14 protein-coding genes are annotated in these 14,510 nt (G+C 70.7%); 10 read left to right on the forward strand and 4 right to left on the reverse strand.

Annotation, left to right across the window (positions count from 1 at the left end; genetic code table 11):
• Positions 1–78: 78 nt before the first annotated feature.
• The 3 genes from ACZ3I4_RS07900 to ACZ3I4_RS07910 all read left to right on the forward strand — a co-directional run bounded on the left by ACZ3I4_RS07900 (position 79) and on the right by ACZ3I4_RS07910 (position 4,491).
• Entirely contained in the window at positions 79–2,157 is a 2,079-nt protein-coding gene (locus ACZ3I4_RS07900) for an MMPL family transporter (protein ID WP_465381106.1), read from the forward strand.
• A 257-nt stretch (positions 2,158–2,414) separates the two neighbouring features.
• Entirely contained in the window at positions 2,415–3,287 is an 873-nt protein-coding gene (locus ACZ3I4_RS07905) for an RNA polymerase sigma-70 factor (protein ID WP_465381107.1), read from the forward strand.
• A gap of 70 nt (positions 3,288–3,357) precedes the next feature.
• A complete protein-coding gene (locus ACZ3I4_RS07910) occupies positions 3,358–4,491 on the forward strand; it encodes an NAD(P)/FAD-dependent oxidoreductase (protein WP_465381108.1) in 1,134 nt (377 codons plus the stop codon).
• An 11-nt stretch (positions 4,492–4,502) separates the two neighbouring features.
• Here ACZ3I4_RS07910 and ACZ3I4_RS07915 read toward each other — a convergent pair whose 3' ends face one another.
• Complete coding sequence (locus ACZ3I4_RS07915; protein WP_465381109.1) at positions 4,503–4,730, reverse strand: hypothetical protein; 228 nt, start codon at positions 4,728–4,730, stop codon at positions 4,503–4,505.
• A gap of 125 nt (positions 4,731–4,855) precedes the next feature.
• Here ACZ3I4_RS07915 and ACZ3I4_RS07920 point away from each other — a divergent pair, with 125 nt between their 5' ends.
• A complete protein-coding gene (locus ACZ3I4_RS07920; protein ID WP_465381110.1) occupies positions 4,856–5,614 on the forward strand; it encodes an aminoglycoside phosphotransferase family protein in 759 nt (252 codons plus the stop codon).
• Positions 5,615–5,689: 75 nt separating this feature from the next.
• Positions 5,690–5,857 carry a hypothetical protein gene (locus ACZ3I4_RS07925; protein WP_465381111.1) on the forward strand — a complete coding sequence of 56 codons (168 nt, stop codon included), beginning with the start codon at positions 5,690–5,692 and terminating at the stop codon, positions 5,855–5,857.
• Positions 5,858–5,899: 42 nt separating this feature from the next.
• Here the strand turns inward: ACZ3I4_RS07925 and ACZ3I4_RS07930 are convergent, their stop codons facing one another.
• Positions 5,900–8,038 carry a beta-glucosidase gene (locus ACZ3I4_RS07930; protein WP_465381112.1) on the reverse strand — a complete coding sequence of 713 codons (2,139 nt, stop codon included), beginning with the start codon at positions 8,036–8,038 and terminating at the stop codon, positions 5,900–5,902.
• Between the two features lie 316 nt (positions 8,039–8,354).
• Here ACZ3I4_RS07930 and ACZ3I4_RS07935 point away from each other — a divergent pair, with 316 nt between their 5' ends.
• From ACZ3I4_RS07935 to ACZ3I4_RS07950, 4 genes are all read left to right on the forward strand, one after another.
• Entirely contained in the window at positions 8,355–9,539 is a 1,185-nt protein-coding gene (locus ACZ3I4_RS07935) for a zinc-dependent alcohol dehydrogenase (RefSeq protein WP_465381113.1), read from the forward strand.
• 82 nt (positions 9,540–9,621) lie between these two features.
• Positions 9,622–10,008: a DUF6394 family protein gene (locus ACZ3I4_RS07940; RefSeq protein WP_465381114.1), complete on the forward strand. Its 387-nt coding sequence runs from the start codon at positions 9,622–9,624 to the stop codon at positions 10,006–10,008.
• Positions 10,009–10,018: 10 nt separating this feature from the next.
• Complete coding sequence (locus ACZ3I4_RS07945; protein WP_465381115.1) at positions 10,019–11,767, forward strand: potassium channel family protein; 1,749 nt, start codon at positions 10,019–10,021, stop codon at positions 11,765–11,767.
• A 164-nt stretch (positions 11,768–11,931) separates the two neighbouring features.
• Positions 11,932–12,171: a hypothetical protein gene (locus ACZ3I4_RS07950; protein ID WP_465381116.1), complete on the forward strand. Its 240-nt coding sequence runs from the start codon at positions 11,932–11,934 to the stop codon at positions 12,169–12,171.
• A gap of 7 nt (positions 12,172–12,178) precedes the next feature.
• Here ACZ3I4_RS07950 and ACZ3I4_RS07955 read toward each other — a convergent pair whose 3' ends face one another.
• The gene (locus ACZ3I4_RS07955) at positions 12,179–13,198 is read right to left on the reverse strand and encodes a chemotaxis protein CheB (protein ID WP_465381117.1); all 1,020 of its coding nucleotides are present in this window, start codon (positions 13,196–13,198) and stop codon (positions 12,179–12,181) included.
• 100 nt (positions 13,199–13,298) lie between these two features.
• Between ACZ3I4_RS07955 and ACZ3I4_RS07960 the strand changes: the two genes are divergently transcribed.
• Entirely contained in the window at positions 13,299–13,484 is a 186-nt protein-coding gene (locus ACZ3I4_RS07960) for a hypothetical protein (protein ID WP_465381118.1), read from the forward strand.
• Positions 13,485–13,638: 154 nt separating this feature from the next.
• On the opposite strand, the gene ACZ3I4_RS07965 is transcribed toward ACZ3I4_RS07960, so the two are convergent.
• The gene (locus ACZ3I4_RS07965; RefSeq protein WP_465381119.1) at positions 13,639–14,370 is read right to left on the reverse strand and encodes a DedA family protein; all 732 of its coding nucleotides are present in this window, start codon (positions 14,368–14,370) and stop codon (positions 13,639–13,641) included.
• Positions 14,371–14,510: the final 140 nt, after the last annotated feature.

The raw sequence follows: 14,510 nt of genomic DNA on the forward strand, positions 1-14,510 counted from the left end.
GTCCTTTAGGCCGCTCGCAAGCGGTTCGCAAGCAGCCCGGGTGAGGGTTCCCTCCGAGAAACTCACGGAGGAGAAACCATGTCCCGCTTGCTCGGCCGGCTCGGAGGAGCGGCCGCCGCCCACCCTTGGCGAACGATCGGCGCCTGGCTGATCGTGCTCGTTGCGCTCACCGGGCTGTCGGTGGCGTTCGGCGGTACGCCGCAGGACGACTACAACGTGCCCGGCACCGAGTCGCAGGCCGGCACCGAATTCCTGCGCGGGCACCTGCCGCAGATGTCCGGCACCGAAGCCCGCGTCGTCGTGCACTCGGACCACCCGATCGACCCGGCCGCGCTCGACACGCTGCGCGCCCGGCTGGCCCGGATGGACGGTGTCGCCGTGATAGCGCCGCCGCGCATGTCGGCCGACGGGGACACCGCGCTGGTCGGCGTCCAGTACGACGTCCCGGTCACCGATTTCCACGGCGCCGAGGGCCTGGACGCTCTCGAGCGGGCGGTCGCGCCGCTGGCCGATCGGGGCCTGCAAGTCGAGCTGGGCGGGCAGGTGGCCGAGAACGTGCAGGCGCCCAGCGGCACGGCCGAGCTGGCCGGAATCGTCGCCGCGCTGGTGATCCTGGCCTTCGCGTTGCGTTCGGTCGTGGCAGCCGGGCTGCCGATCGGGGTCGCCGTGGCCGGGCTCGGGGCCAGTGCCGCGGGCATCGCGCTGCTGGAACGGGTCACCGACGTCAGCGGGATCGCGCCAACCATCGCGACCATGGTCGGGCTCGGGGTCGGCATCGACTACGCGCTGCTGCTCGTCGCCCGGCACGTGGAAGGGCTGCGGGCCGGGTTGTCGCCGCGGGAGGCGGCCGCGCAGGCGAACGCGACCGCGGGCACGTCCGTGGTGGTGGCCGGGCTGACCGTGCTGACCTCGCTGTTCGGGCTCAAACTGTCGACGCTGCCCGCGTACTCGTCGTTCGGCTACGCCACGTTCTTCGCGGTCACGGCCGTGATGGCGGCCGCCCTCACGTTGGTGCCGGCCCTGTGCGGGCTGGCTGGTGATCGCGTACTGCCCCGCCGGACCATGGGGAACGGGCCGGCCCTGACCGCGCGCTGGGCCACCCGGGTGGGCCGCCGCCCGGTGCTCGCGACGGCCGGGGCGCTGCTGGTGCTGGCCGTGCTGGCGGCGCCGATGCTGAGCATGCGCACCTGGCCGCAGGACGCGGGAAGCCAGCCCGGGTCGAACACGACCCGGAAGGCGTACGACCTGGTGGCCTCGGAATTCGGTCCGGGCGTGAACGGGCCGCTGGTGCTGGCCGTGGACCGGACGAAGGTGACCGACCTGGGCGCCGTGACCGCGGCGGTGCGGGCCGAACCGGGCGTGGCCGCGGTGGCTCAACCGGTGGTCGAGGGCAACGCGGCGGTGATTCTGGTCGAGCCGTCGACCGGGCCGCAGGACGAGGCGACCACGGCGCTGCTGCACCGGCTGCGCGACGACGTGCTGCCCGAGGGCGTGCTGGTGACCGGTCTGGTGGCGGTGTTCGCGGACATCTCCGACCGGCTCGCCGAACGCTTGTGGATCGTGGTGGTGTTCGTGGTCGGGCTCTCGCTGGTGCTGCTGACCGTGCTGTTCCGCGCGCCGGTCGTGGCCCTCAAGGCGGCCGCCATGAACCTGCTCTCGGTCGGGGCCGCGTACGGGGTGCTGACCTTGATCTTCCAGAACGACGCCACCGCCCGGCTGGTCGGGCTGCCGCACGCGGTGGCGGTGTCCAGCTGGGTGCCGGTGCTGCTGTTCACCGTCCTGTTCGGGCTGTCGATGGACTACGAGGTGTTCCTGCTGTCGCGCGTGCGGGAAGACTGGCTGCGGACGGGCGACGCGCACGGCAGCGTGATCCGAGGCCTCTCCGCCAGCGGCCGGGTGATCAGCAGCGCGGCGGCCATCATGGTCGCGGTCTTCACGGGTTTCGCGCTGGACCCCGACGTGACAGTCAAGATGCTCGGACTGGGCATGGCCACGGCGGTGCTCATCGACGCCACCGTCATCCGCCTCGTGCTGGCGCCGGCCACGATGACGTTGCTCGGCCGCTTCAACTGGTGGCTGCCGCGCCCGCTGAACCACCTCCGGGCCCAAGCCCCGGCCGACACCCAGCCGGAACGCACTCCGCAGCCGGTCGGATGAGGTTTCGTGACAGCGCGTAAGGTCTGCCGTCCCGTTTCCGGAGCTTCCACAGCGTGACTACCTGCAGTCGAAATAGTAAGAAGTCTTAAAAGTGACCTGGGTCACGGTCGCAAAACCTTCTCTTGGATACGCACCGTAAGGCAGAGTCTCGGCTCAAGAGAGCATGGGCGGCGGGCGCTGAATGGCCCCGCCGCTCATTTGCGTCCGGGCCCTATTGTCCGGCCCATGCGATCCCCGTCGGCCGAGGGGCGAGGGGCGTGACCCCGGAGCGGCTGCAACGGTTCGAGGCCAACCGCCGGCGCCTGTTCGGGGTGGCCTATCGGATGCTGGGCGAGGCCTCCGAGGCCGAGGACGTGGTTCAGGACGCGTACCTGCGCTGGGAGCGCCACGACTCGGCGATCACACCGGAGGCGTGGCTGACCAAGGTGGTCACCAACCTGTGCCTGGACAGGCTCACGTCGGCGCGGGTGCAGCGCGAGCGCTACGTCGGGCCGTGGCTGCCCGAGCCGATCATCGCCGACGGCGGCGCGCTCGATCCGGCGGAGACTGCGGAGCAACGGGAATCGTTGTCGCTGGGCCGGCTCGTGCTGCTGGAGCGGCTGACCCCACCCGAACGGGCGGTGTTCGTGCTGCGGGAGGCATTCGGCCACAGCCACCGCGAGATCGCGGAGATTCTCGAAGTCAACGAGCCGCACGTACGGCAGCTGTACCGCCGGGCGCAGCACCACGTCGCCGTCGCGCGCCCGCGGTTCACGGCCACGCCGGAGCAGCAACGCAAGCTCGTGGAGCGGTTCCTCGAGGCGGCTTCGAGCGGAGACGTGCCGGCGCTGGAGGGGATGCTGGCCGAGGACGTGATCGCCTGGGCCGACGGGGGCGGCAAGGCCCGGGCCGTACGGCATCCGCTGGTTGGCCGGGACGAGGTCCTGCGCCATCTGCTCGTGCTGACCAGGTATGCGCCGCGGATCCGGATGGCGCCGGAGCTGGTGAACGGGGAGTTCGGCGTCGTGCTGTACCTGGACGGCCGGCTGTCCGGGGTCACCGTTCTGGAAATCGACGGCGACCGCATCAAGGCCATCCGCACCATCGCCAACCCCGACAAGCTGGCTTTCCTCAGCCAGCAAAAACTCTGACCCCGGTTGTTGTCACGAACTGCCGGCCTCTCCCGTTCATCCGGTGCTGGACGACGGAGGGACAGGTTCCATGACGACAACCCCGCGCATCTTGGTTCTGGGCGCCGGATACACCGGCGTGTCGATGGCCAAGCTGCTCGCCAGGCGCACCGGCGCGACGGTCACGGTGGTCAACAACCGCGACCGTTTCGTGGAGCGGATGCGCAACCACCAGCTCGCCTCGGGCAAACAGGTACGCCACATGCCCTTGCCGGACGTGTTCCGGGGCACCGGCATCCGGCTGCTCATCGACCGGGCCACCGGCATCGACACGCAGCAACGGCAGGTCCGGCTGGCCGGCGGCGATCAGCCCGTCGACTACGACCTGCTCGTGTACGCGCTGGGCAGCCACGCCGACACCGGCACCGTTCCCGGCGCGGCCGAGCACGCCTACGCCGTTGCCGTCGCCGAGCAGGCCGAGCGGCTGCACGATCGGATGCGCACCGCCGGCACGGTCGCTGTCGTCGGCGCCGGCCCGACCGGCCTGGAAACGGTCACCGAGCTGGCCGAGACCTACCCCCATTGCACCGTACGGCTGCTCACCCGCGGGAAGCTGGGCGAGTCGCTGTCCGAGCACGGCCGGGACCATCTGCACCGGGCCCTCGACCGCCTCGGCATCCAGGTGTCGGAGAACGCCGACGTCGCCAAGGTCGACGCGAACGGCCTGGTGCTGACCACCGGCGAGCGGATGGACGCCGACGCGGTGGCCTGGACCGCCGGTTTTCAGGTGCCCGAGCTGGCGCGGGCGGCCGGGCTAGCCGTCGACCACCGCGGCCGCATGGTGGTGGACGGAACTCTGCGTTCGCGGTCGCACCCCGAGATCTACGGCGTCGGGGACGCCGCGGCCGCGCACACCCCGGACGGGAAGCTGCTGCGCATGGGCTGCGGCCCCGGCGGGCTGGCCGCCGCTTGCGCCTTCCATGCGATCACCGCTCGCATGACCGGGCGCACCCCCAAGCCGCTACGCGTGAAGCAGGACGCCTTGTGCATCAGCCTCGGCCGGCGGGACGGCATCCTCCAGCCCACAGACCTCGACGGCACCCCTTGCGGCAAGGTGCGCACCGGTCTCCCGGTGGCCGTGCTCAAGGGCGCCGTCCTGCAAGTCACCGGCCGTTTCACACCGCGCTATCCCGCCTTGCTCATGGCCGGCGCGCGGCAGGGCTGAGGCCCACAGTGCTACGCGCGATCATCGGCGGACTTCGCCCGGGAGCGGAGCCGCAACATCGCGATGATCTGCACGACGAAAGCCAGCATGCACACCCCGAAACAACCGGCCACAATCCAATTGCGTTCCTGAACGTTGTCCACGAACGCCCACGCCTGCAGCCCCACGACGGCGCCGAGCAGCCAGGGCACCCACGACCAGAACCCGCGCAGCACCGGCTTCGGCTCACCATCTCCCATAGCCGACTGCTACCCAAGAAGCCCAAACCACAAGCGCGGTTGCCCCAAGACCGGCCGGTCAACCTCCTTGCGGCTGAGGCCGAATGGTGGAGCGGCGTGGGGCGGCAGCGGTTACCGTCGCGGGCATGGCTGATCATGAGATGTTGCAGGACAAGCCGCATCGGGAGGTGGTTCGCGTCGGGGACACCGTGCGGCGGCCGATGCAGCCGTGGTCGGGCAGCGTTCATGAGTTGCTGCTGCATCTTGAGGACATCGGGTTTCCGTACGCGCCGCGGTTCCTAGGTGTTGACAATGACGGGCGCGAGGTTCTCACGTTTCTCGGCGGCGAGTCCGGGGCCGACGGGTGGGCCAAGGTGGTCGACGAGCGTGGCCTGGTCGCCATGGCGCGCCTTCTGAGGGAATACCACGATGCCGTACGGGGATTCCGCCCGAAGGCCGAGGCGGGCTGGGCGGCGTTCGACGGCGACGGGGAGATTGTGCTGCACGGTGATTTCGGGCCGTGGAACCTTGTCTGGCACGGGCTGCAGCCGGTCGGAATTCTGGACTGGGACTATGCGTGGCCGGGGCGGCCGGTCCATGATGTCGCGTACGCGCTGGAATATGTGGCGCCGTTCCGCGACGACGCCATGTGCCTGCGGTGGCTGGCCTATCCGGAGCCGCCGGATCGGCGCCGCCGCCTGGAGCTCTTCGCCGAGGCGTACGGGATGGCCTCGGAATCTCTGGTCGACGAGGTGATCGCCCAGCAGGAGGCGGTGTGGCAACGGGCCCGGCGGCTCGCCGCGCAGGGCATGCAGCCGCAGGCCGAGTGGCTGGAGACGGGCTTTCTCGACACGACGGCCGACCGGGTGCGATGGAGTCGCGCGTACCGCTTTTTGTTCGAGTGACCGTGGTCTCGCCGCCGGGTGAGGCCGAGTGGTCGAGGGTAGAGCGAGGGCAACGAAGACCAACGGAGGTGCGTGATGTCGGATCTGAGCAAGGACACCGAGGCCAAGCTGGAGCAGATCGCCGAGGAGCGGATGGAGGAGCTGCCGGGCGAGACGGCTCTGGGCCACCGCGACCCGGCCGCCGGCGGCGAGGGGGAGCCGCAGGACTTCCACGGCAACAAGGACGTCGAACTGCCCGAATGAGATCGGTGGCGGGGGCCTCGGCAACAAGGCCCCCGCTCGCGATTACAAGCGGAAGCCCACGCTCAGACTGCCCACCTGCATCCGGTAGGCGCCCTTGGCCGTCTTCCACTCGCCCGACCAGTACTGCAACAGGTGCAGATCCCGCAGGTCGGCCCGCGACAGCGTCAGGTCGACCGTCCGGCTCCGGCCCGCGGCCAGCGTGACCCGTTCGAACGCGACCAGTCGTTTCGACGGCTCCCCGGTCGAGGCGGGCAGCGTCGCGTACGCCTGGGCGACCTCGGTGCCGGCCCGCTGACCGGTGTTGGTCAGCCGGACCGTGACCCGTACGTTCCCGTGCGACGACGAGACACGCAGGTCCGAGTATGTGAACGTCGTGTACGAGAGTCCGTGGCCGAACGGGAAGAGCGGTTCGATGTTCTCGCTCTGGTACCAGCGGTAGCCGACCTTGAGGCCCTCGCTGTAGTCGACCTGACGGATGCCATCGACGACGACCCCCGGGTACTGCGCCGGGCTGCCCGCCGTAGGCGTGTCGGCCAGCGACTTCGGGAACGTCATCGGCAGCTTGCCCGACGGGTTGGTGTCGCCGAACAGCAGCGACGCGATCGCCGGGCCCATCTGCTCGCCGGCGTACCAGGTTTCGAGCACGGCCGGTACCCGCGACAGCCAGGGCATCTCGACCGCGCTTCCGGTCTGCAGGACGACCACCGTACGGGGATTGGCCGCGGCCACCGCCGAGACGAGCGCGTCGCCGTTGCCCTGCAGCTTGAGGTCGGTCAGGTCGTTGAACTCCCCCATCCGCACGTACGCGAAAACCACCGCGGCATCGGCCGTCCTCGCCGCCGCCGCGGCCGCCGCCACGTCGCTGCCACTGTTGAAGCTGACCGTCGCGCCGTTCTTGGCCGCACGCGTGCGCAGGGCGTCCTCGGGGGCGACCAGATCCTCGCACCGCAGCGTCGTCGGGTCACCGAAACGCCAGGGCAGGCTGCACACCGACGAGGCGCTGACGCCGTCGGTGGGCGTACGGGAAGCCGTGGCTCCGATGACCGCGATCTCGTCACCCGTGCGCGGATCGAGCGGCAGCAACCCGTCGTTCTTCAGCAGCACCGAGCCCTGCTCGGCCATGGTCCGCGCGATCGCCTTGTGGGCCGGCGTCGAGGCGTCCCCGACCGGCGTGGCGGGCAGGGCACGATCGAAAAGACCACCGCGGATGTACGACCGGACGACCCGGAAGGCGGCGTCGTCGATCTGCTTCCGGGTGATCCGGCCGGCCGCCAGCGCCTCGTCGAGACGGGCCGGGGTGAACCAGATCGGCCGGTTGAGTTCCTGGTCCAGTCCGTTGACGAGGCTGGGCGCGGTCGAGTGCACCGACCCGAAGTCGCTCATGACGTAGCCGTCGAAGCCGATGTCGTCCTTGAGCACCTGGTTGAGGCGTTCGTTCTCGCAGGCGTACACGTGATTGATCTGGTTGTACGAGCACATGACGCTCTCCGGCCGACCGCGCTTGACGGCGATCTCGAACGGCAGGTCGTAGATCTCGCGCAGCGTCCGCTCGCCCGCGTTGGACGAGCTGGTCTGCCGGTCCAGCTCCTGCTCGTTGGCCACGTAGTGCTTGAGCGCGGCCGGCACGCCACGGCTCTCGATGCCCCGGATGCCGGCGGCGGCCATCACCCCGCCGAGCAGCGGGTCCTCCCCCAGGTATTCCGGCGTGCGGCCCGACAGCGGCGTGCGCCCACCGGCCAGTCCGGGCGCGAGCAGCACGTTCTTGCCCTTCCCGTACGCCTCGGTCGCCTGCGCGGCCCCCTTGACGTACGCCAGCGGCTGGTTGAAGGTGGCCGCGGTCGCGATCGTGGCCGGGAAAGCGGTGACGCCCGGGGTGAACCGCACGCCGTCGGGCCCGTCGGAATAGACGACGGTCGGCGTGCACGGCACCTGCGCGGGATAGACGACGCCGCCGGTCCACTCGGTCTGCTGCGGACTGTTGGCGGGCTGCTCGACCAGCCAGCGGTACTTCTGATGCTGGGTGCTGGCCGCCAGCAGCGCTAGGGCCCGCTTCTCGGGTGACTTGCGGGTGTCCATCCAGGGATAGGTCTTGCAGTCGGGGGCGGCGGCGGCCTGGGCGGGGGTCGCCGTTACGGCCAGGGCTATGGGCGCGAGCAAGGCCAGGACGAGCGGTCTTCTCATCGACGGTCCCTTCTGTTTGATACGTTTCAGTCGCAGCGGAAGAGGTGGGGTGGCCCATCTGTTTCCGTTGAGTGGCGAAGATGTCCACATCCTGCGGTCGCAGTGATGGACGTCGCTAGGACGACGTGCACGGCAACTAGCACAGAACACACTTGCGCTGGGGGTGGCCTGTGGACGATCGCCCCCTGTGGACAACCCCGCCGACCGGCTTGACAGCCCTTAAGGTCTTCCTTACTCCCCAGGGCGGGTGGGGGCTAGGGAAGGCCGTACACAAATGCGTGCGATTGTGGCAAATCTGTCTGTGCCCCGATATTTGGTGACCAAAGCCCACCACCGCGCCGGGCGGATGCTCTCGTTGCGGGAGGACTGGCCGGAGCCGCGACTGCCCCGGGCGCCGGGCTGGGTGCGTCTCCGGCCCGAGCTCGCGGGCATCTGCGGCAGCGACGTCGGGGTCGCGCGGGCCAAGTCGTCGCTGGTGCTGAGCGCGTTCTACACCGCTCGCCACCAGATTCTCGGGCACGAGATCGTCGCGGTCACCGAAACCGGCCGGCGGGTCGTCGTCGATCCGATCGTGTCCTGCTTCCACCGCGGGTTCCCGCCGTGCCGTTCCTGCCAAGACGGTTTCCCGTACGTCTGTGAGCGCTTCGATCAACCGGGCGTCTCCGGCTGCCACGCCCCCTCGCTCGGCTTCGACGCCACGCTGGGTGGCGGCTGGGGCGAATCCCTGGTCGCCCACGAGTCGCAGCTGCACCCGATCGGCGACCTGCCGTCGCGCCGCGCGGTGCTCGCCGAGCCGGCCTCGATCGCGCTGCACGCCGCCCTGCACTGGAAACGCCGCGGCGACCGCGCGGTCGTCATCGGACCCGGCACGATCGGCCTGCTAGTCATGGCCGCACTGCGCCGCCTGCACCCCGACCTCGACATCACCGCCGTGGGACCAGGCCCGACCAGAACGACAAGCGCCGACCCGGATATCACCGCCATGGGGCCGGGCCCGGCGAGCACGACAAGCGCCGACCGCACCCTGCCGCCCGGCCCGCAGGTGGTCGAGACGCTGGCCGAGCTGCACGGCGGCCGCGTCATCCGCCCCCGCCTGACCCGGGTGCCGCTGCTCGAGCAGGGCGTCGACGTCGTCTTCGACTGCGTGGGTCTGCCCTCCACCATCGATCTGGGCCTGCACCTGCTGCGCCCGAGCGGCATGTTCGTGCTGGTCGGCGCGGCCGGCAAGCAGACCGTCGACTGGTCACTGGTCTGGAACCGCCAGCTCACCGTCCAGGGCAGCGTCAACTTCGGCCCCGAACCCGCTCTGGGCGGCCGGCACACCATGGCGCAGGTCGTCGAGTGGCTGGGCGACCCCTCGTACCCGGTCGACGACCTGGTCACCCACGTCTTCGGCCTGCCCGAGTGGCGTACGGCCCTGGACACGGCCGCCGCCGGTCCCCGCGCCTCCGCGGTCAAGGTGACCCTGCGCCCCGACCCGGGCCTGGCACTGGTCGAGTAAGAAAGAGCCGGGTGGGAAGAAACGGCCCGACAAGCGGGCGCGGCTTCGGTCGCTGCACTAGCGTGTGTGCCGAGGTGAGCGCGTGAGTCTGGAAAAAGTGATCTTCGGCTTCTTCGTGCTGCTGGCCGCGACTCTCAACTTCGGTTTCTTCATCGGGGACATCTCCGACGCGGCCCTGCACAACGAATACGAGCTGTTCGCGGCCGTGGTGGTCAACCTGGTCGCCACCGTACTCAAGTTCGGCGACCGCACCCAGATCGGCGCGGTCCACCTGGCGACCAGCCTCGTCGCCGACCTGCAGCTGATCGCGGCCACCCTCACCTGGGTCTACGCCACCCAGGTCTCGGGTGCGGGCATGACCCCGGAGAACACGGCCAGCGTGGTCTCGCTCTCCGGCGGCGCGCTGCTGGCGAACCTGGTCTCGGTCGCCCTGCTGGTGATCGAGACGACGACGTTCCGCCGCCGGTAAGCCGGCCAGCATGAAAAAGCCGGGACCCTACCGCCGTACGAGGATCGCCCGCCCCACCGAGAGCTCGTCCACCGTCTTCCTCGTGCTGCGCCGGATGCGCGCGCCGCTGATCGTGCTCATTCTGATCTTCGCGATCAGCGTGTTCGGCCTGACCCTGATCCCCGGCCAGGACGACGACGGCAACCCCGTGCGGATGGGCTTCTTCGACGCGTTCTACTTCATGAGCTACACGGCCACGACCATCGGGTACGGGGAGATCCCGCACCCGTTCACCGGCGCGCAGCGGCTCTGGGTGACGGCGACCATCTATCTCACGGTGATCGGCTGGGCGTACGCGATCGGATCGCTGCTCGCCACCCTGCGCGACCGGGCCTTCCGCGAGGCGCTGGCCCTGCGCCGCTTCACCGGCACGGTCCGGCGGATGCGCGAGCCGTTCCTGCTGATCGTCGGCTACGGCCAGACCGGTCAGCTGCTCGGGCACGCCCTCGACGCGCTGGGCCGGCGGATGGTGGTCATCGACAACACCCCCGAGCACGTCGACACGCTGGACCTCGACCCCTATGTCGCCGACGTGCCGGGCCTGGTCGCCGACGCCACCAACCCGCACACGCTGGGGGTGGCCGGGCTCGAGCACCCGGCGTGCGAGGGCGTCGTCGCGCTGACCGACAACGACGAGGTCAACCTGACCGTGGCCATGACCGCCGCGCTCATCCGGCCGGGGCTGCCGGTCCTCGCCCGTACGGTGTCGCCGGCCATCGAGCACCGCATGCACGCGTTCGGCTCGCCCACCGTGGTCAACCCCTTCGACCGGTACGGGGACCACCTGCGCCTGGCCCTGCACGCGCCGTCGGCCTACCTGCTGATGTCGTGGCTGGTCCAGGGCGAGGGCGCCGAGATGCCCCCGCCGGCCCGGCCCCCCGACACCGGGCGCTGGGTGGTGTGCGGCTTCGGCCGGTTCGGCCGCAAGCTGGCCGATGATCTGATCGCCGACCATCGCGAGGTGACGATCATCGACCTGCATCCGGAGGCCCGGCCCGGACCGGTCGTGATCGAGGGCGACGCCTCCGATCCGTCGGTGCTGGCCGAGGCCGATCTCGCCGGCGCGGCCGGTTTCGTGGCAGGCACCGACAACGACGCGACGAACCTGTCGCTGGTCGCGGCGGCCCGCAAGGAGAACCCGTCGCTGTTCATCGGCGCCCGCCAGAACCGGCCGGCCAACGCGCCCCTGTTCGCCGCGATGGAGATCGACTGGCTGCTGGTGCCGAGCGAGATGGCCGCCCGCGAGATCTACGCGCGGCTGAGCACGCCGCTGCTGTGGCGGTTCCTGCAGGAGATGTCCGAACTGGGCGAGGACTGGGCGGCCGGCACCATCGAGCGGATGCAGGCGTACTGCGGAATGCGGTTGGGCCCGGTGTGGAAGGTGAACCTGACCGAGCAGGAGGCGCCCGGGCTGCGGCCGTGGCTGGGCGCCGGCATCACGCTGGGCGACCTGCTCCGCTCCCCCCGCGACCGCAGCCGTCTGGACGCCGTGCCGTTGATGCTGCTGCGCGACGACGAGACGGTGCTGCGCCCGGACGACGACGTGACCGTGACGACGAACGATCAGGTGCTGCTGGTGGGCCGGGGCCACGCCCCGCGCGCGCTGCTCGAGACGATGACGAACCGGGTCGTGGCCGAATATGTCCTGACCGGACGCCACATCCCGGCCGGCTGGGTGGCCCAGCGAGTGACCGGCCGGATCCCCGCCTCCACGGACTAGCAGGGGCGTTCGTCGGACAACACCTAGGACAATCGGACAATTCTGCTCGTGCAAGCGCACGTGCACGTGCATATGCCCTTGTGCAGCTGCAATGCACAGCGCACGATGGACGCCAGCGTTCCTGATTCGAATGCCCTGGAAGAGGGCCCGGCCCGCGAGGTGAGATGACCATCGACGACAGACCCGCGGGCACCGTACGCACCTTCGCCGAGGAGGATTACCGCTACGGCATCGGCCCGCTGCGCATCCGCATCGACCGCGTGCTGGCGGGCTCGCCCCTGCAGCACGACGGCGACATCTGGTACGAGGTGGAGGGTGTGGAGGTGAGCGATCAGGGCCAGGTGATCGGGCCGCGGCGGGCCACCGTACGCGCCTCGCGCCTGCCCGCCATCCGGCGCACCTAAGCTTCGCCTAGTTGTCGAGCACGATGTCCGGGAAATGCTTGCGGATCACGTCGGCCGCCCCGCGGATCTCAACGGCCGCGGCCCGCTGGTGTTTTCCGCCGATCGTGCCGCTGTCGGCATGCCGCTCGGCCAGCTCGTCGTAGACGCGGGCCTGCTCCTCGAGGATGCTCAGCGCTGTCCACAAGCCCTCCTCGATCTTGTCCTGCTGCGCGGCGAGCAGGCTGAGGGGAGACCAGATGTGCCCGACGTGACAGGTGTAGTGCACCGCGCGGCCGGACTCGACGACGTTCATGCCGCCGGTGCAGTCGGGGCAGCTCAGCGCGACGGGACGGCCGGGTTGACGGTCTGGGGGAATCACCGTGTTGTTCTCGGCCATGTCGGTCTCCGCTATCAGGTTGGCGTCCGGGCTCGCCGCCCGCGGCTCGATGCTTTCGGCCACCAGCGCCGAGATGCCTTTTCCGATCTGGTCGGCGGGCAGGATGCGGGCCTGCGGGACGACGGCCAGCGCCGCGTCCGGCATGCCCGGAAAGAGGGCGTCGCCACGGTCCTGGACGATGCAGGCCCCACCCGAGGCAGCCACGGCGGCCAGACCCACGGCGCCGTCGTCCAGGCTGCCCGACAGGACCGCCGCGACCGTGCGGTGGCCGTGCCAGCGCGCCGCGCTGCGGAACAACGCGTCGATCGCCGGCCGGGCCCGGTTCTGCTTCGGGGCACCGCTGAGCAGCATGTGCCCGTCGCGCACGATCAGGTGACGGCCGGGCACAGCCACCCAGACGTGGCCGGGCCGCAGCGAAGCTCCGTGCTCGGCCGAAGCCACCGGCAGGGGGCCGCAGCGGTCCAGGATGGCCGACAGGTTGCCCGCGCTGTGCGCCGGCACGTGCACCACGACCAGCACGGCCGCGGGCAGGTCAGCCGGCAGCCCGCCGATCACCTCGCGCAGCGCCTCGACGCCGCCGGCTGATCCGCCGAGCACCACCAGGTCACGGCGTGAGCCGCCGTCGCTCGTCATCGCTGAGGTATCCCCCATCACCGCCGGTCTAAACGGGCGTCCGAGATCGTCCGGGGTTGCCCGGCCCGCGGCCCTCGGCCCCGACAATCGGTTCATCGGCCGACTGGATCGGGGAAACATGAAGAAGACGAACCGGGTCGTCGCGCTTCTCGGCGCCGGCCTCATGGTGGCCACGGCGCAGGCGGCCGTCGAGGACCGCAACAGCAAGGGCTTCACGGTGATCGGAAACAGGCAGTGGGGCCTGGACAGCTGGGCCGCCATCGACCTGGACACGGGGACCCTGCGGCTCGACCAGCATTTCTGAGCGGGGGGGCGCGGGATGCCGGGCGATCATGGGGGCGCCCGGCATCTCAGCGTGCCTGCTCCGAACCTCGGCGATCCGCACGTCGGTGCGCTCCAGGTCGCCCGGTTCCTCGTACGCGGCCCGCAGATTCTGCCTGCCGCCTCCGCGAGCGTGATCAGGCCGCGACCGGCACCTTCGCCGGGACCGGGACCTTGGCGGCGACCGGCACACGTGCGGCGACCGGAGCCGGGGCCGGGGCAGCCACGGGGGCCGGGGCAGCGAGCTGGGCCGGGGCCGGACGGCGCAGGCGGCGGGCCACGAACGGGACGACGCCGAGGCAGGTCGCGCCCACGGCGGTCAGGACGAGGCCCAGGCCGCCGGTCGCGTCGGCGCCCGCGGTGATCAGGCCGACACCGGCGAACGCGCCCACCCAGAGTGTCGTGCCCAGGCCCGACCACAGGATGAACCGGCCGAACGGCATGCGCACGACGCCGGCCACGATCGGGACCACAGCGTGCACGACGGCGACGAACCGGACCGCCACGAGAGCGGGGGCGCCGCGTTCGCGCAGATAGGTCTCGGCGCGGTCGAAGCGCTCGGCGCCGATCCGGCGGCCCAGGCGGGTGCCGCGCAGACGAGGGCCGAACGCGCGGCCCACCGCATAACCCGCCATCTGACCGGCCAGGGCACCGGCCGTGCCGACCGCCAGCACGGCCACGAAACCCGCGGGACCGTCGGGCAGCGAGCCGGCCAGCATGACCACGGACTCGCCCGGCACGAGCAGACCGGCCAGGAACGTCATCTCGACGGCGGCGGACAGGAACGTGAACAGAAGGACCGTCCACCGGTCGAGAGTGGACAACCAGTCGACGAAGGCGGTGGCGGTGTTCAGCAGGTCGGTGAGCACGGGTTCAGCCTGCCGGTCCGGTGCCCGCCGGGCCATCCGGGCCTGACCCCTAGTTCACCCTGAGAACGCTCAGGGCCGCACGCTAGGGGTCGCCACTACTGGGGGTCCGGCCGGCTTGCGCGCCGGGCCGGATTCGGACG

Source organism: Actinoplanes sp. NPDC021490, from assembly GCF_055562135.1.